The 14,141-nt window shown below is 38.0% G+C and carries 29 protein-coding genes; all 29 read left to right on the forward strand.

Going from position 1 to position 14,141, the window contains the following annotated elements; genetic code table 11:
- The first annotated feature begins 149 nt into the window (after positions 1–149).
- The 29 genes from rpsJ (at position 150) to rplQ (ending at position 14,099) form a co-directional block, all read left to right on the forward strand.
- Positions 150–458, forward strand: coding sequence for a 30S ribosomal protein S10 (gene rpsJ, locus HMPREF3106_RS08235; RefSeq protein ID WP_039849279.1), 309 nt, complete (start codon positions 150–152; stop codon positions 456–458).
- A gap of 25 nt (positions 459–483) precedes the next feature.
- On the forward strand, positions 484–1,116 hold the full coding sequence (rplC, locus tag HMPREF3106_RS08240) for a 50S ribosomal protein L3 (protein WP_005607483.1): 633 nt from the start codon (positions 484–486) through the stop codon (positions 1,114–1,116).
- 25 nt (positions 1,117–1,141) lie between these two features.
- On the forward strand, positions 1,142–1,765 hold the full coding sequence (rplD, locus tag HMPREF3106_RS08245) for a 50S ribosomal protein L4 (RefSeq protein ID WP_005607481.1): 624 nt from the start codon (positions 1,142–1,144) through the stop codon (positions 1,763–1,765).
- Positions 1,765–2,055 (forward strand): 50S ribosomal protein L23, encoded by a 291-nt coding sequence (rplW, locus tag HMPREF3106_RS08250; RefSeq protein ID WP_005607479.1) that lies wholly within the window; start codon positions 1,765–1,767, stop codon positions 2,053–2,055. The genes rplD and rplW overlap by 1 nt, the downstream gene beginning before the upstream one ends.
- A 43-nt stretch (positions 2,056–2,098) precedes the next feature.
- Entirely contained in the window at positions 2,099–2,929 is an 831-nt protein-coding gene (rplB, locus tag HMPREF3106_RS08255; protein WP_039849227.1) for a 50S ribosomal protein L2, read from the forward strand.
- Between the two features lie 57 nt (positions 2,930–2,986).
- Positions 2,987–3,268: a 30S ribosomal protein S19 gene (rpsS, locus tag HMPREF3106_RS08260; protein ID WP_005607475.1), complete on the forward strand. Its 282-nt coding sequence runs from the start codon at positions 2,987–2,989 to the stop codon at positions 3,266–3,268.
- A 19-nt stretch (positions 3,269–3,287) separates the two neighbouring features.
- Positions 3,288–3,644 carry a 50S ribosomal protein L22 gene (gene rplV / locus HMPREF3106_RS08265; RefSeq protein WP_005607473.1) on the forward strand — a complete coding sequence of 119 codons (357 nt, stop codon included), beginning with the start codon at positions 3,288–3,290 and terminating at the stop codon, positions 3,642–3,644.
- 3 nt (positions 3,645–3,647) lie between these two features.
- Entirely contained in the window at positions 3,648–4,310 is a 663-nt protein-coding gene (rpsC, locus tag HMPREF3106_RS08270; RefSeq protein ID WP_005607471.1) for a 30S ribosomal protein S3, read from the forward strand.
- Between the two features lie 2 nt (positions 4,311–4,312).
- Positions 4,313–4,747: a 50S ribosomal protein L16 gene (gene rplP, locus HMPREF3106_RS08275; protein ID WP_005607470.1), complete on the forward strand. Its 435-nt coding sequence runs from the start codon at positions 4,313–4,315 to the stop codon at positions 4,745–4,747.
- Positions 4,737–4,943 (forward strand): 50S ribosomal protein L29, encoded by a 207-nt coding sequence (rpmC, locus tag HMPREF3106_RS08280; RefSeq protein WP_005607469.1) that lies wholly within the window; start codon positions 4,737–4,739, stop codon positions 4,941–4,943. The genes rplP and rpmC overlap by 11 nt, the downstream gene beginning before the upstream one ends.
- A gap of 24 nt (positions 4,944–4,967) precedes the next feature.
- Entirely contained in the window at positions 4,968–5,234 is a 267-nt protein-coding gene (gene rpsQ, locus HMPREF3106_RS08285) for a 30S ribosomal protein S17 (protein WP_039849226.1), read from the forward strand.
- Between the two features lie 37 nt (positions 5,235–5,271).
- The gene (gene rplN / locus HMPREF3106_RS08290; RefSeq protein WP_005607465.1) at positions 5,272–5,640 is read left to right on the forward strand and encodes a 50S ribosomal protein L14; all 369 of its coding nucleotides are present in this window, start codon (positions 5,272–5,274) and stop codon (positions 5,638–5,640) included.
- A 30-nt stretch (positions 5,641–5,670) separates the two neighbouring features.
- On the forward strand, positions 5,671–5,973 hold the full coding sequence (rplX, locus tag HMPREF3106_RS08295) for a 50S ribosomal protein L24 (RefSeq protein ID WP_070445833.1): 303 nt from the start codon (positions 5,671–5,673) through the stop codon (positions 5,971–5,973).
- Positions 5,974–6,005: 32 nt separating this feature from the next.
- Complete coding sequence (gene rplE / locus HMPREF3106_RS08300) at positions 6,006–6,545, forward strand: 50S ribosomal protein L5 (RefSeq protein ID WP_070445835.1); 540 nt, start codon at positions 6,006–6,008, stop codon at positions 6,543–6,545.
- A gap of 27 nt (positions 6,546–6,572) precedes the next feature.
- Positions 6,573–6,758, forward strand: coding sequence for a type Z 30S ribosomal protein S14 (locus HMPREF3106_RS08305; RefSeq protein ID WP_005607459.1), 186 nt, complete (start codon positions 6,573–6,575; stop codon positions 6,756–6,758).
- A 32-nt stretch (positions 6,759–6,790) separates the two neighbouring features.
- The gene (gene rpsH / locus HMPREF3106_RS08310) at positions 6,791–7,189 is read left to right on the forward strand and encodes a 30S ribosomal protein S8 (RefSeq protein WP_005607457.1); all 399 of its coding nucleotides are present in this window, start codon (positions 6,791–6,793) and stop codon (positions 7,187–7,189) included.
- Positions 7,190–7,215: 26 nt separating this feature from the next.
- Entirely contained in the window at positions 7,216–7,752 is a 537-nt protein-coding gene (rplF, locus tag HMPREF3106_RS08315; RefSeq protein ID WP_070445837.1) for a 50S ribosomal protein L6, read from the forward strand.
- A 66-nt stretch (positions 7,753–7,818) separates the two neighbouring features.
- Entirely contained in the window at positions 7,819–8,175 is a 357-nt protein-coding gene (gene rplR / locus HMPREF3106_RS08320; protein ID WP_039849225.1) for a 50S ribosomal protein L18, read from the forward strand.
- 21 nt (positions 8,176–8,196) lie between these two features.
- Positions 8,197–8,697: a 30S ribosomal protein S5 gene (gene rpsE / locus HMPREF3106_RS08325; protein WP_005607452.1), complete on the forward strand. Its 501-nt coding sequence runs from the start codon at positions 8,197–8,199 to the stop codon at positions 8,695–8,697.
- Positions 8,698–8,710: 13 nt separating this feature from the next.
- The gene (gene rpmD, locus HMPREF3106_RS08330; RefSeq protein ID WP_005607451.1) at positions 8,711–8,890 is read left to right on the forward strand and encodes a 50S ribosomal protein L30; all 180 of its coding nucleotides are present in this window, start codon (positions 8,711–8,713) and stop codon (positions 8,888–8,890) included.
- Between the two features lie 31 nt (positions 8,891–8,921).
- Positions 8,922–9,362, forward strand: a complete 441-nt coding sequence (rplO, locus tag HMPREF3106_RS08335) for a 50S ribosomal protein L15 (protein ID WP_039849224.1) — start codon at positions 8,922–8,924, stop codon at positions 9,360–9,362.
- Positions 9,362–10,660, forward strand: a complete 1,299-nt coding sequence (secY, locus tag HMPREF3106_RS08340; protein WP_005607449.1) for a preprotein translocase subunit SecY — start codon at positions 9,362–9,364, stop codon at positions 10,658–10,660. Before rplO ends, secY begins: the two co-directional genes overlap by 1 nt.
- A 67-nt stretch (positions 10,661–10,727) precedes the next feature.
- Complete coding sequence (locus HMPREF3106_RS08345; RefSeq protein ID WP_049555344.1) at positions 10,728–11,381, forward strand: adenylate kinase; 654 nt, start codon at positions 10,728–10,730, stop codon at positions 11,379–11,381.
- A 117-nt stretch (positions 11,382–11,498) separates the two neighbouring features.
- Positions 11,499–11,717, forward strand: a complete 219-nt coding sequence (gene infA / locus HMPREF3106_RS08350; RefSeq protein WP_005607446.1) for a translation initiation factor IF-1 — start codon at positions 11,499–11,501, stop codon at positions 11,715–11,717.
- Between the two features lie 35 nt (positions 11,718–11,752).
- Positions 11,753–11,866 (forward strand): 50S ribosomal protein L36, encoded by a 114-nt coding sequence (gene rpmJ, locus HMPREF3106_RS08355; RefSeq protein ID WP_005607444.1) that lies wholly within the window; start codon positions 11,753–11,755, stop codon positions 11,864–11,866.
- 23 nt (positions 11,867–11,889) lie between these two features.
- The gene (rpsM, locus tag HMPREF3106_RS08360) at positions 11,890–12,255 is read left to right on the forward strand and encodes a 30S ribosomal protein S13 (protein ID WP_005607442.1); all 366 of its coding nucleotides are present in this window, start codon (positions 11,890–11,892) and stop codon (positions 12,253–12,255) included.
- A 27-nt stretch (positions 12,256–12,282) separates the two neighbouring features.
- A complete protein-coding gene (gene rpsK / locus HMPREF3106_RS08365; protein WP_005607440.1) occupies positions 12,283–12,669 on the forward strand; it encodes a 30S ribosomal protein S11 in 387 nt (128 codons plus the stop codon).
- Between the two features lie 69 nt (positions 12,670–12,738).
- Positions 12,739–13,686: a DNA-directed RNA polymerase subunit alpha gene (locus HMPREF3106_RS08370; RefSeq protein ID WP_005607438.1), complete on the forward strand. Its 948-nt coding sequence runs from the start codon at positions 12,739–12,741 to the stop codon at positions 13,684–13,686.
- 32 nt (positions 13,687–13,718) lie between these two features.
- On the forward strand, positions 13,719–14,099 hold the full coding sequence (gene rplQ, locus HMPREF3106_RS08375) for a 50S ribosomal protein L17 (RefSeq protein ID WP_005607436.1): 381 nt from the start codon (positions 13,719–13,721) through the stop codon (positions 14,097–14,099).
- Positions 14,100–14,141 lie beyond the last annotated feature (42 nt).

Below are 14,141 nucleotides of genomic sequence, written 5' to 3' on the forward strand. Positions count from 1 at the left end.
TTTGAAGCAGCATACCCCCTCTTAAATTAGGAAGGGGAGCTATGAAACGAGAGGTTGCGACACGCCCGGACGCTTTGCCACGAAAGGGTTAAGTCGGAAATTCGCGTGGAGCTAGTCTTATGACAACATTAGACGAAGGAGGAAAGACAATGGCAAAACAAAAAATCCGTATCCGTTTGAAAGCTTACGAACATCGTGCGCTTGATCAATCAGCGGAAAAAATCGTAGAAACAGCAAAAAGAACTGGTGCTAGCGTAGCTGGTCCAATTCCATTGCCAACAGAAAGATCGCTTTACACAGTTATTCGTGCGACTCACAAATATAAAGATTCTCGCGAACAATTTGAAATGCGTACACACAAGCGTTTGATCGACATCGTTAATCCAACGCCAAAAACTGTTGATGCCTTAATGAAGCTTGATTTACCAAGCGGTGTTGACATCGAAATCAAATTATAATAAATAGAAAAATGGAGGTGTAACCATGACCAAAGGAATCTTAGGCAAAAAAGTAGGGATGACTCAATACTTTACAGAAGCAGGTGAACTTATTCCTGTAACAGTAGTTGAAGTAACTCCAAACGTTGTTCTTCAATTAAAAACAATCGAAAACGACGGTTACGAAGCTGTTCAATTAGGTTTCGACGACTTACGTGAAGTTTTATCAAATCGCCCTGCTAAAGGTCATGTAGCAAAAGCAAATGCTACTCCTAAGCGCTTCATTCGTGAATTCAACAATGTCGAGCTTAGCGAGTACGAAGTAGGACAAGAAATTACAGTTGATGTATTCAAAGCAGGAGACATCGTTGACGTAACAGGTACATCTAAAGGGAAAGGTTTCCAAGGTGCTATCAAACGTCATGGACAATCTCGCGGACCAATGGCTCACGGTTCTCGTTACCACCGTCGTCCTGGTTCAATGGGTGGAGCATCATTCCCATCACGCGTTTTCAAAGGTAAAGCATTACCTGGACAAATGGGTGGCGACCGTATCACTATTCAAAACTTAGAAGTAGTGAAAGTTGATGCAGAACGCAATGTAATCTTAATCAAAGGTAACGTACCTGGATCTAAGAAATCATTAGTAGAAATTAAAACAGCAATTAAATCTAAATAATAAATAGGGAAGGAGGAACGAGAGAATGACAAAAGTTACATTATTTAAACAAGATGGAACAACAAACGGAGAAATCGAATTAAACTCAGATATCTTCGGAATTGAACCAAATGAAAATGTAGTATTCGACGCAGTAATCATGCAACGCGCTTCATTACGTCAAGGAACACACGCTGTTAAAAACCGTAGTGCAGTAAGCGGAGGCGGCCGTAAACCATGGCGCCAAAAAGGAACTGGTCGTGCTCGTCAAGGATCAATCCGTTCACCACAATGGCGTGGCGGAGGTATTGTATTCGGACCAACACCTCGTTCATATAGTTACAAATTACCTAAAAAAGTACGTCGCTTAGCGATTAAATCAGTATTATCACAAAAAGTATTGGATAACAAGCTTGTTGTAGTGGAAGCATTACAATTTGACGCACCAAAAACTAAAGAGTTTGCACAAGTATTGTCTAACTTAAACGTAGATACAAAAGTGTTAGTAGTTGTAGAATCTTCAAACGATTTCGCATTATTATCAGCTCGTAACATTCCAAACGTAACAATCGTTGACGAAACAGATGTTACTGTATTAGACGTTGTAAACAACGACAAACTATTATTCACAAAAGCAGCTCTTTCTAAAGTAGAGGAGGGACTTCAATAATGGATGCACGTGACGTAATCAAACGCCCTATCATTACTGAAGCTTCAATGCTTGCTACTGACGAAAAGAAATACACTTTTGAAGTTGATGTACGTGCTAACAAAATTCAAGTACGTCAAGCCGTAGAAGAAATTTTTGGTGTTAAAGTTGAAAAAGTTAACATCTTAAATGTACGTGCTAAATTCAAACGTGTTGGCCGCTACGGTGGTTACACTAACAAACGTCGTAAAGCAATTGTGAAGCTTACAAAAGATTCAAAAGATATTCAATTATTCGCTGAAGAAGCTTAATCTTCAGAATGAAAAACTACTATTATAATAGGAGGAAATAGACGTGGCGATTAAAAAATATAATCCAACCTCAAACGGCCGTCGTAATATGACAGGTTATGACTTCAGCGAAATCACAAAGTCAACACCAGAAAAAACTTTGTTGGAATCATCAAAAAACAACGCTGGTCGTAACAGCCAAGGTAAAATCACTGTACGTCACCAAGGTGGCGGACACAAACGTGCTTACCGTGTGATCGACTTCAAACGTAACAAAGATAACGTTGAAGGTGTCGTTCACTCAATCGAGTACGATCCAAACCGTACAGCAAACATTGCATTAATTCACTATGTAGATGGTGTTAAAGCATATATCATTGCTCCAAAAGGTTTACAAGTAGGACAACGTATCGAATCAGGAGAACATGCTGATATTAAAGTAGGTAATGCTTTACCATTAGCAAACATTCCAGTTGGTACTGTGATCCACAACATTGAAACAAAACCAGGTAAAGGCGGACAATTAGTTCGTTCAGCTGGTACAAGTGCTCAAGTACTTGGTCAAGAAGGTAAATACACTTTAGTTCGTTTGAACTCAGGTGAAGTTCGTATGATTCTTTCAACTTGCCGTGCTACAGTTGGTACAGTTGGTAACGAACAACACGAATTAATTAACTTCGGTAAAGCAGGACGTTCTCGTTGGAAACGTAAACGCCCAACAGTTCGTGGTTCTGTAATGAACCCTAACGATCACCCACACGGTGGTGGTGAAGGTCGCGCTCCTATCGGACGTCCAACACCTGTATCTCCATGGGGTAAACCAGCTCTTGGATACAAAACTCGTAGCAAGAAAGCTCGTTCTAACAAGCTTATTGTTCGTGGTCGTAAAAAATAATTAATAACTAGATAACAAATCTGATTCTATTAAATTCTTGGAAGGAGGATTTCCGTAATGGGTCGTAGTTTGAAAAAAGGACCTTTCGTCGATGAACATTTGATGAAAAAGGTTGAAGCTGCTCAAGGTAGCGACAAAAAAGTTGTGATCAAAACTTGGTCTCGCCGTTCAACAATTTTCCCAAACTTTGTTGGACAAACAATTGCTGTATATGACGGCAGAAAACATGTTCCAGTTTATATTCAAGAAGACATGGTAGGACATAAATTAGGTGAATTTGCACCTACAAGAACATACCGTGGTCACGTGAATGACGATAAGAAATCTAAACGCAAATAACGAGGGGAGGACTTGAAAAATGTCAGAACAAATCACATCTGCTAAAGCAGTTGCTAAAACAGTTCGTATTGCACCTCGTAAAGCTCGCCTTGTTGTCGATCTAATTAGAGGTAAAAAAATCGGTGACGCAATTTCAATCTTGAAATTCACACCACGTTCTGCATCACCAATCGTAGAAAAAGTTTTAATGTCTGCAATTGCTAACGCTGAACACAATTTCGACTTAGATGTTGAAAACTTATATGTAAGTGAAGCTTACGTGAACGAAGGACCAACAATGAAACGTTTCCGTCCACGTGCTAAAGGTTCAGCTTCACAAATCTTAAAACGCACAAGCCACATCACTGTAGTGGTATCAGAGAAGAAGGAGGGATAATCAGTGGGTCAAAAAATTCATCCATTAGGAATGCGTGTCGGAATCATCCGTGACTGGGATTCAAAATGGTACGCAGAAAAAGATTTCGCAGAATTCTTGCATGAAGATTTAAAAATCCGTGATTATATCCGTAAACAATTAAACGAAGCTAGCGTTTCAACTATTGAAATTGAACGTGCTGCTAATCGTGTTAATGTTTCAATCCACACAGCTAAACCAGGTATGGTAATTGGTAAAGGTGGATCTGAAGTAGATAAATTACGTACAAACTTAAACAAACTAACAGGTAAACGAGTTCACATCAACATTGTTGAAATCAAAAAACCTGATTTAGATGCTAAATTAGTTGCAGAAGGAATCGCTCGTGACTTAGAACGTCGTATTGCTTTCCGTCGTGCACAAAAACAAGCAATCCAACGTACAATGCGCGCTGGTGCTAAAGGAATCAAAACTATGGTTTCAGGTCGTTTAAACGGTGCTGATATCGCTCGTTCTGAAAGCTATTCAGAAGGAACAGTTCCATTGCATACATTACGTGCGGACATTGACTACGCATGGGAAGAAGCAGATACAACATACGGAAAATTAGGTGTTAAAACTTGGATTTACCGTGATGAAGTATTACCAACAAGAAAGAACAAAAACTCTGAGAAAGGAGGGAAATAAACATGTTAGTACCAAAACGTGTAAAACACCGTCGTGAGTTCCGTGGAAAAATGCGCGGGGAAGCTAAAGGTGGTAAAGAAGTAGTATTCGGTACATACGGTTTACAAGCAACAGAATCTCACTGGATTACAAACCGTCAAATCGAAGCAGCACGTATCGCTATGACACGTTACATGAAACGTGGTGGGAAAGTATGGATCAAAATTTTCCCTCACAAATCATACACAGCTAAAGCTATCGGGGTTCGTATGGGTTCTGGTAAAGGGGCACCTGAAGGTTGGGTAGCACCAGTTAAACGCGGTAAAGTGATGTTCGAAATCGCTGGCGTATCAGAAGAAGTAGCACGCGAAGCTTTACGTTTGGCATCACACAAATTGCCAGTTAAAACAAAATTTGTGAAACGCGAAGAAAATGGTGGTGAATCGAATGAAGGTTAATGAACTTAAGAAAGAACTTAAAGGGTTATCCACTGCTGAACTTGTTGAAAAAGAAAATGAATTAAAACAAGAACTATTCAACTTACGATTCCAACTTGCTACTGGGCAATTAGAAGGTACAGCACGCATTCGTGAAGTACGTAAACAAATTGCGCGTATCAAGACTGCATTGCGTCAAGAAGAATTGCAAAAATAATCATCAGCAAAGGAGGCAATGAACATGACTGTAGAACGTAACCAACGTAAAGTATATCAAGGACGCGTTGTTTCAGATAAGATGGACAAAACGTTAGTAGTTGCAATCGAAACTTACAAACGTCACTCAACTTACGGTAAACGTGTTAAATATACGAAAAAATTTGTAGCTCATGATGAAAATAACTCAGCAAAAGTTGGGGACATTGTTAAGATTATGGAAACTCGTCCATTGTCAAAAACAAAACGTTTCCGCTTAGTTGAAATTGTTGAAGAAGCAGTAATTATTTAATTTCAATTGTGTATACATTTGAAAGGAGGAACCAATAGTGATTCAAACAGAAACTCGACTAAAAGTGGCTGACAACTCAGGCGCTCGTGAAGTGTTAACAATTAGAGTTCTAGGCGGATCTGGCCGCAAAACAGCTAATATCGGTGACGTAATCGTTGCATCCGTTAAACAAGCAACACCAGGTGGAGTTGTTAAAAAAGGGGATGTCGTTAAAGCTGTAATCGTTCGTACTAAATCAGGTGCACGTCGTAAAGACGGTTCATACATTAAGTTCGACGAAAATGCATGTGTAATCATTCGTGATGACAAGAGCCCTCGTGGAACACGTATCTTTGGACCAGTTGCACGTGAATTACGTGATAACAACTACATGAAGATCGTTTCATTAGCTCCAGAAGTATTATAATTCTCATCAAAATCGAAGGAGGTGTAACACATGCACGTTAAAACTGGTGATATCGTAAAAGTAATCTCAGGTAAAGACAAAGGTAAAGAAGGAAAAATCTTAAAAAGTTTTCCTAAGAAAGGCCGTGTAATCGTTGAAGGTGTTAACATTGTTAAGAAACATCAAAAACCATCTCAAGCGAACCAAACAGGGGGAATCGTTGAAGTGGAAGCTCCAATTCATGTTTCAAACGTAATGTTCGTAGACCCAACTACAGGTAAAGCAACTCGTACAGGCTTTAAAGTAGAAAACGGTGAAAAGGTACGTGTACCTAAAGGTCGTAATAAAGCATAATTCAGTAATTTGAGGAAGGAGGACCATCCTGCATGAATCGCTTAAATGCAAAATACAAAAACGAAGTAGTACCTTCATTAATTGAAAAATTTAACTACAAATCAGTTATGGAAGTACCTAAAGTAGAAAAAATCGTTATTAATATGGGTGTTGGTGATGCAACATCTAACGCTAAAAACTTAGAAAAAGCAGTTGAAGAGTTAACATTAATCTCTGGTCAAAAACCAGTTGTAACAACTGCGAAGAAATCAATCGCTGGTTTCCGTTTACGTGAAGGTATGCCAATCGGAACTAAAGTTACTCTACGTGGTGAACGTATGTATGACTTCTTAGACAAGTTAGTAACAGTTTCATTACCTCGTGTACGTGACTTCCATGGGATTTCTAAAAAATCTTTTGATGGACGCGGTAACTACACATTAGGTGTTAAAGAACAATTAATCTTCCCAGAAATTGACTACGATCGCGTAGACAAAGTTCGTGGTATGGATATTGTTATCGTAACAACAGCTAATACAGACGAAGAAGCAAAAGAATTATTAACTCAACTTGGAATGCCTTTCCAAAAATAAAAATTAAACTCACAGGAGGCGAGTAGTTTGGCTAAAAAATCAATGATCGCAAAGAACAAACGTCCAAAAAAATATTCAACTCAAGAATATACTCGTTGTGAACGTTGTGGTCGACCACATTCAGTTTATCGTAAATTCAAACTTTGCCGTATTTGTTTACGTGAGCTTGCCTATAAAGGGCAAATCCCAGGAATGAAGAAAGCAAGTTGGTAATCATTACTACTTGATAAAGGAGGTACTCATTAATGGTTATGACAGATCCAATCGCGGATTTCTTAACTCGTATTCGTAACGCGAACATGGTTCGTCACGAATCACTAGAAGTTCCGTCATCAAACATGAAAGTTGCTATTGCAAACATCTTAAAATCTGAAGGATTCATCAAAGATTTCTCAGTTGAAGAAGATGGAAAACAAGGCATCATGAAAGTGTTCTTGAAATATGGAAAAAATAACGAACGTGTAATCACAGGATTGAAACGTATTTCTAAACCTGGTTTACGTGTTTATGCTAAAACAGGTGAAGTTCCTAAAGTATTAAATGGTTTAGGAATTGCAATTGTGTCAACATCTGAAGGTGTTATCACAGATAAAGAAGCAAGAGCTAAAAACGTAGGTGGAGAAGTTCTAGCATACGTTTGGTAATCTAGAAAATAAGGAGGTGCAGCCAAGTGAGCCGTATCGGAAATAAACCAGTCGTTATTCCTGCAGGAGTAACAGTAGACTTAAAGGACAACACAGTTACTGTAAAAGGTCCTAAAGGTGAATTAACTTATACATTCAACCAAAACATTTCTTTAGAACAACGCGAAGGTGAAGTAGTATTCACTCGTCCAGATGATTCAAAAGAAAACAAAACAATCCACGGAACAACTCGCGCAGTATTCAACAACATGGTAGTTGGGGTTACTGATGGATTCCAAAAAGAATTGGAATTAATCGGGGTTGGGTATCGTGCTCAATTACAAGGTAAAAAACTTGTATTAAACGTTGGATATTCTCATCCATTGGAGTTTACTCCAGAAGAAGGTATCGAAATCGAAGTTCCTTCAAATACAAAAGTAATCGTTAAAGGTTATGACAAACAAAAAGTTGGCGAATTAGCTGCTAACATTCGTGGCGTACGTCCTCCAGAACCTTATAAAGGTAAAGGAATTCGTTACGTTGATGAATTTGTACGTCGTAAAGAAGGTAAAACAGGTAAATAATTTTAGTGATTATTTACCTTTTGTTGCGCTTGATGCAGCATGATTAATTAATAAGAGGTGAAAATTGTGATTACAAAACCAGACAAAAATAAAGTGCGTCAAACTCGTCACGCACGTGTTCGTCGCAAAATTTCTGGTACTGCTGAGTGCCCACGCTTGAACGTTTTTCGTTCTAACAAAAACATCTACGCTCAATTAATTGATGACGTAGCGGGTGTGACGCTAGCAAGTGCCTCTACTTTAGATACTAATGTAGAAAACGGAACAAAAACTGAGGAAGCTTCTGCTGTAGGTAAATTAATCGCAGAACGCGGACTTGAAAAAAATATTAAGAAAGTAGTCTTTGACCGTGGTGGATACTTATACCATGGACGTGTAAAAGCTTTAGCTGAAGCAGCACGTGAAAATGGACTAGTATTCTAGGAAAAGGAGGATCCACAATTCATGGTTAATGTTGATGCAAGAAACTTAGAATTAGAAGATCGTGTTGTTGCGATTAACCGCGTTACAAAAGTTGTAAAAGGTGGACGTCGTTTACGTTTTGCTGCTTTAGTAGTTGTCGGTGACCATAATGGACATGTTGGTTTCGGTACTGGTAAAGCTCAAGAAGTACCAGAAGCTATTCGTAAAGCTATTGAAGATGCTAAGAAAAACCTTATTGAAGTTCCAACTAGTGGTTCTACAATTCCTCACGAAGTTATCGGTCGTTTCTGCGGTGGTAACGTATTGTTAAAACCAGCTCAAGCCGGTTCAGGAATTGCTGCAGGTGGACCAGTTCGTGCCGTTGTTGAATTAGCAGGTATTTCAGACGTAACTTCAAAATCTTTAGGTTCTAACACACCAGTTAACATGGTTCGTGCTACAATCGAAGGATTAAAACAATTAAAACGTGTTGAAGATGTTGCTGCTTTACGTGGCAAATCAGTTGAAGAACTTTTAGGATAAGGAGGACATTATAATGGCAGAATTAAAGATTACTTTAAAGAAAAGCTTGATTGGACGTCCTCAAAACCAAATCGATACTTGTAAAGCATTAGGCTTAACAAAAATTCGTTCAACAGTTGTTAAACCAGCTAACGTAGCAATTAAAGGTATGGTTAACACAGTTTCACATTTAGTGGATGTTGAGGAAGTTTAATTTAAAACTTATAAGAGGAGGTGCCCAGAACATGAAACTTCATGAATTACAACCAGCTGAAGGTTCTCGTAAAGAACGTAACCGTGTTGGTAGAGGTCAAGGTTCAGGAAATGGTAAAACTGCTGGACGCGGAAGCAAAGGTCAAAAAGCTCGTTCAGGCGGTGGCGTTAGATTAGGATTCGAAGGTGGACAAACTCCATTATTCCGTCGTATTCCAAAACGTGGTTTCCAAAATATTAATCGTAAAGAATATGCAGTTGTAAATCTTGAAACATTAAATCGTTTTGAAGATGGTCAAGAAGTAACTGCGGCTGTACTAGTTGAGGCTGGTATCGTTAAAAACGAAAAAGACGGTATCAAAGTGTTAGCTAATGGTAAACTTGAACGTAAGTTAACTGTAAAAGCAAATAAATTCTCGCAAGCAGCAAAAGAAGCTATTGAAGCTGCAGGTGGAACTGTAGAGGTGATCTAATGTTCACTCTACTAAAAAATGCTGTTCAAATGAAGGAAATTAGAAATCGTCTATTATTCACATTGATGATTCTAATTATCTTTCGTATTGGATCACAAGTAACGGTTCCTGGTGTAAATGCTGGAGCAATTCAAACATTTGCAACTACAGGAATCTTCGGGTTGTTAAATACATTTAGCGGTGGTGCGTTATCAAACTTCTCATTATTCTCAATGGGAGTTTCACCATATATCACTGCTTCGATTGTTGTTCAATTGTTACAAATGGATCTCTTACCGACATTCGTTGAATGGTCTAAACAAGGGGAAGTAGGTCGTCGTAAATTAAATACAGCAACGAGATATTTAACAATTGTGATTGGATTTTTCCAAGCTTATGCAATTTCATTTGGATTTAACGTTTGGTCAAATTATGGCTTAATTAATAATCCAGGAATTAAAACATTTTTAATGATTGCGCTTGTGTTAACAGCTGGTTCAATGTTCCTTACATGGTTAGGGGACATGATAACCGTTAAGGGGATTGGAAATGGTGTTTCTGTTCTAATCTTCGCAGGTATCGTAGCAAGAATGCCGCATGATATTTATGAATTCTATGTAAAACAAATTCAAGGTCGTGCAGACACTGAATTATATCGTGCAATAGGATTCACGGTTGCATTGATTGTAGCGATTGTTTTAGTCGTTATGTTAGTAGTTTATATTGAGCAAGCACAACGTCGCTTACCAATTTCCTACTCAAAACGTGCAACAGGATCAAGTGAAACATCTTGGTTACCATTAAAAATCAACTCTGCAGGGGTAATTCCTGTTATCTTTGCTAGTTCATTTATGACATTACCATCAACGATTTTAAGTCTTTATGCTAATGATCATAGTGAGTCTGGCTGGTACCAAATTGCAACTAACATTTTTGATTTTACTAAGCCTGCTGGTGCAACATTATACACAGTGTTAATTGTTGTATTTACATTCTTCTATGCTTTCGTTCAGGTAAACCCTGAGAAAGTAGCAGAAAACTTACAAAAATCTGGTGGTTACATCCTAAGTGTTCGTCCAGGTAAAGATACTGAATCATTTGTTTCAAGTACATTACTACGATTGAGTACAGTAGGTGCTCTTTACTTAGGAGGTATTTCAATTCTTCCTATGGTGGCTGCAGCATTGTGGAACTTACCAAGAGGATTGATGCTAGGTGGTACAAACCTTCTAATCGTTGTCGGGGTTGCTTTAGAAATCAGCCGTCAAATTGAAGGTCGTACGATTAAGCGTAAGTATAAAGGATTTATTGAGGAATAACGGATTGATTGACAAGATGCAGAAATGCGTTTTGTCAGTTCCTCAGTTATGATTCTAGGAGGCAACTATGAACATTATTTTAATGGGCTTACCTGGTGCAGGTAAAGGCACTCAAGCTGAAAAGATTGTTGCTACATACGGAATCCCGCATATTTCAACAGGAGATATGTTCCGTGCTGCTATGCAACAACAAACTGAATTAGGTCTTAAAGCTAAATCATTCATGGATAAAGGCGAACTAGTACCTGATGAAGTAACAAACGGCATTGTAAAGGAACGTTTACAACAAGCCGATACAGAAAAAGGATTCTTATTGGACGGTTTCCCACGTACTCAAGCTCAAGCGGAAGCACTTGATAAAATCATGCAAGATTTAAATCGCTCAATTGATGCAGTGATTAATATTGAAGTGAACCCTGAGATCTTAATGCAACGTCTAACAGGAAGAATTATTTGTCGTAACTGTGGATCAACATATCACAAAACAAATAATCCACCTAAAGTAGAAGGAACATGTGATCGTTGTGGGTCTCACGATTTTTACCAACGTGAAGACGATAAGCCTGAAACAGTGGAAAATCGAATTCAAATTAATATCGAACAATCAAAACCAATCTTAAACTACTATAAAGCAAAAGGCATATTACGTAATGTAGATGGCGAAAGTGGAATTGACAATCTATTCCAAACGATTCAATCAATTATGGGAGAACCTCGCTAGACTCTGCCTGTTATCTTGCATTTATTGTAGCTGAAATGGTATACTTAGAAAGTTAGATAACGGTAGAAGTCCGTCAAATAATCCGTAAAAACTTATTACAAGTAAGGAGGATAAGACATGGCAAAGGAAGACGTAATTGAAATTGAAGGTATTGTTAATGAAACATTACCAAATGCGATGTTCAAGGTCGAACTTGAAAATGGTCATGAGGTTTTAGCGCATGTATCTGGAAAAATCCGGATGCACTACATTAAAATTTTACCAGGCGATAAAGTTACGGTTGAATTATCACCGTATGATTTAACGCGTGGAAGAATCACGTATCGCTTTAAATAATGGACTCCGTTAATGAAATAGAGGAGGGAACTTAAATGAAAGTTAGAGCATCAGTAAAACCAATTTGCGAAAAATGTAAAGTTATTAAACGCAATGGTAAAGTTATGGTGATTTGTCAAAATCCCAAACATAAACAACGTCAAGGATAATATATAAGGAGGTACTCATTAGTATGGCTCGTATTGCAGGTGTGGATATTCCACGTGAAAAACGTGTTGTTATTTCTTTAACCTATATTTACGGAATCGGTATTACTACTTCAAAACAAATTTTAGCTGCTGCTAATGTTAATGAAGATACTCGTGTTCGCGAATTAACGAATGATGAGTTAGACCGTATCCGTGCTGAAGTGGATAAACTAAAAATTGAAGGTGACTTACGTCGTGAAGTGAACTTGAACATCAAACGTTTGATGGAAATCGGTTCATACCGTGGAGTTCGCCATCGTCGTGGTTTACCAGTTCGTGGACAAAATACAAAAAATAATGCTCGTACTCGTAAAGGCCCAGCTAAGGCTATTGCAGGTAAGAAAAAATAATTTAGAGAAGAAGGAGGTTAATTCTTCATGGCAAAGAAAGTTGTACGCAAACGCCGCGTGAAAAAGAATATTGAATCTGGTGTAGCACACATCCGTTCAACATTTAATAATACAATTGTTATGATTACAGACGTTCATGGTAATGCTGTTTCATGGTCTTCTGCAGGTGCTTTAGGATTTAAAGGTTCTAAAAAATCAACACCATTTGCTGCTCAAATGGCTGCTGAATCTGCTGCAAAAGGTTCAATGGAGCACGGAATGAAAACTGTAGAAGTTTCTGTTAAAGGTCCTGGTTCAGGTCGTGAAGCTGCTATTCGTTCATTACAAGCTACAGGTTTAGAAGTGACAGCAATTCGTGACGTAACACCAATCCCTCATAATGGATGTCGTCCTCCAAAACGCCGTCGTGTGTAATGGATTGTTATTGTTGAATTTTGTCGGACAATCGCACATTGAACGAACGTTTTGAAAGGGGTAAAAAACATGATCGAAATTGAAAAACCAAAAATTGAGACGATTGAAGTCAGCGAAGATGCAAAATTTGGTAAATTCGTTGTTGAGCCACTTGAACGCGGTTATGGTACTACCTTAGGGAATTCATTACGCCGAATCTTATTATCGTCACTCCCTGGTACTGCAGTAACAGATATCCAAATGGATGGCGTTTTACATGAATTTTCAACAATAGATGGCGTAGTTGAAGATGTAGCTGCAATCATTTTAAATATTAAAAAAATTGCACTTAAATCTTTCAGTGAAGATGAAAATAAAGTATTAGAAATTGATGTTAAGGGACCAGCAGTTGTAACTGCAGGCGATATCAAACACGATAGCGACATTCAAGTTCTAAACCCTGATTTATACATTTGTACAGTAGCAGAAGGTCATCACTTCCATGTTCGTATGAACGCTAAAAATGGTCGTGGGTATGTTCGCTCTGATTACAATAAATCTGAAAATATGCCAATTGGTGTTATTCCAATTGATTCTATTTATACTCCGATTAGTAAAGTGAACTACCAAGTAGAGAACACTCGTATTGGTCAAAAAAATGTTTATGATAAACTAACTCTTGATGTATGGACAGATGGTTCTATCGCACCTCAAGATGCTATTAGTTTAGCAGCTCGTATTTTAACAGAACACTTGAATATTTTTGTTAACTTAACAAATGAAGCACTTCCTATGGAAATCATGGTTGAAAAAGAAGAAACTCAAAAAGAACGTCTTCTTGAAATGACTATTGAAGAATTAGATTTATCAGTTCGTTCTTATAACTGCTTGAAACGTGCTGGAATTAATACAGTTCATGAATTAACAAGCAAATCAGAAGCTGAAATGATCAAAGTTCGTAACTTAGGTCGTAAATCTCTTGAAGAAGTAAAACAAAAACTAATCGATTTAAATTTAGACTTACGTCGTGAAGACTAATAGAAACTCTTAAGAAGGAGGAATATTATAAAATGGCTTATCGTAAATTAGGACGTACAAGTTCACAACGTAAAGCGTTACTACGTGACTTGACAACAGACTTAATTATTAACGAACGTATCGTTACTACTGAAGCTCGTGCTAAAGAAATTCGTTCTACTGTAGAAAAAATGATTACTTTAGGTAAACGTGGTGACTTACATGCTCGTCGTCAAGCAGCTGCATTTGTTCGTAACGAAGTTGCAGATGTTCGTGAAGAAGGCGAAAAAATCGTTGTTGAAACAGCGTTGCAAAAATTATTTAATGATTTAGCTTCTCGTTACAACGAACGTCAAGGTGGATACACTCGTATTCTTAAAACAGAACCTCGTCGTGGCGATGCTGCACCAATGGTTATCATTGAATTAGTTTAATATAACATTCAATCGAACACTTTTCGATGGTTGAAAAGAGCG

It is taken from the genome of Granulicatella sp. HMSC31F03, assembly GCF_001807725.1.
Classification (GTDB): Bacteria; Bacillota; Bacilli; order Lactobacillales; family Aerococcaceae; genus Granulicatella; species Granulicatella adiacens.

Bases quoted from the DNA above. Each gene is read 5' to 3' on its own strand.
- rpsJ (WP_039849279.1), top strand. From the start codon at position 150: ATGGCAAAACAAAAAATCCGTATCCGTTTGAAAGCTTACGAACATCGT.
- rplC (WP_005607483.1), top strand. From the start codon at position 484: ATGACCAAAGGAATCTTAGGCAAAAAAGTAGGGATGACTCAATACTTT.
- rplD (WP_005607481.1), top strand. From the start codon at position 1,142: ATGACAAAAGTTACATTATTTAAACAAGATGGAACAACAAACGGAGAA.
- rplW (WP_005607479.1), top strand. From the start codon at position 1,765: ATGGATGCACGTGACGTAATCAAACGCCCTATCATTACTGAAGCTTCA.
- rpsS (WP_005607475.1), top strand. From the start codon at position 2,987: ATGGGTCGTAGTTTGAAAAAAGGACCTTTCGTCGATGAACATTTGATG.
- rplV (WP_005607473.1), top strand. From the start codon at position 3,288: ATGTCAGAACAAATCACATCTGCTAAAGCAGTTGCTAAAACAGTTCGT.
- rplP (WP_005607470.1), top strand. From the start codon at position 4,313: ATGTTAGTACCAAAACGTGTAAAACACCGTCGTGAGTTCCGTGGAAAA.
- rpmC (WP_005607469.1), top strand. From the start codon at position 4,737: ATGAAGGTTAATGAACTTAAGAAAGAACTTAAAGGGTTATCCACTGCT.
- rpsQ (WP_039849226.1), top strand. From the start codon at position 4,968: ATGACTGTAGAACGTAACCAACGTAAAGTATATCAAGGACGCGTTGTT.
- rplX (WP_070445833.1), top strand. From the start codon at position 5,671: ATGCACGTTAAAACTGGTGATATCGTAAAAGTAATCTCAGGTAAAGAC.
- rplE (WP_070445835.1), top strand. From the start codon at position 6,006: ATGAATCGCTTAAATGCAAAATACAAAAACGAAGTAGTACCTTCATTA.
- rpsH (WP_005607457.1), top strand. From the start codon at position 6,791: ATGGTTATGACAGATCCAATCGCGGATTTCTTAACTCGTATTCGTAAC.
- rpsE (WP_005607452.1), top strand. From the start codon at position 8,197: ATGGTTAATGTTGATGCAAGAAACTTAGAATTAGAAGATCGTGTTGTT.
- rpmD (WP_005607451.1), top strand. From the start codon at position 8,711: ATGGCAGAATTAAAGATTACTTTAAAGAAAAGCTTGATTGGACGTCCT.
- rplO (WP_039849224.1), top strand. From the start codon at position 8,922: ATGAAACTTCATGAATTACAACCAGCTGAAGGTTCTCGTAAAGAACGT.
- secY (WP_005607449.1), top strand. From the start codon at position 9,362: ATGTTCACTCTACTAAAAAATGCTGTTCAAATGAAGGAAATTAGAAAT.
- HMPREF3106_RS08345 (WP_049555344.1), top strand. From the start codon at position 10,728: ATGAACATTATTTTAATGGGCTTACCTGGTGCAGGTAAAGGCACTCAA.
- infA (WP_005607446.1), top strand. From the start codon at position 11,499: ATGGCAAAGGAAGACGTAATTGAAATTGAAGGTATTGTTAATGAAACA.
- rpmJ (WP_005607444.1), top strand. From the start codon at position 11,753: ATGAAAGTTAGAGCATCAGTAAAACCAATTTGCGAAAAATGTAAAGTT.
- rpsM (WP_005607442.1), top strand. From the start codon at position 11,890: ATGGCTCGTATTGCAGGTGTGGATATTCCACGTGAAAAACGTGTTGTT.
- rpsK (WP_005607440.1), top strand. From the start codon at position 12,283: ATGGCAAAGAAAGTTGTACGCAAACGCCGCGTGAAAAAGAATATTGAA.
- HMPREF3106_RS08370 (WP_005607438.1), top strand. From the start codon at position 12,739: ATGATCGAAATTGAAAAACCAAAAATTGAGACGATTGAAGTCAGCGAA.
- rplQ (WP_005607436.1), top strand. From the start codon at position 13,719: ATGGCTTATCGTAAATTAGGACGTACAAGTTCACAACGTAAAGCGTTA.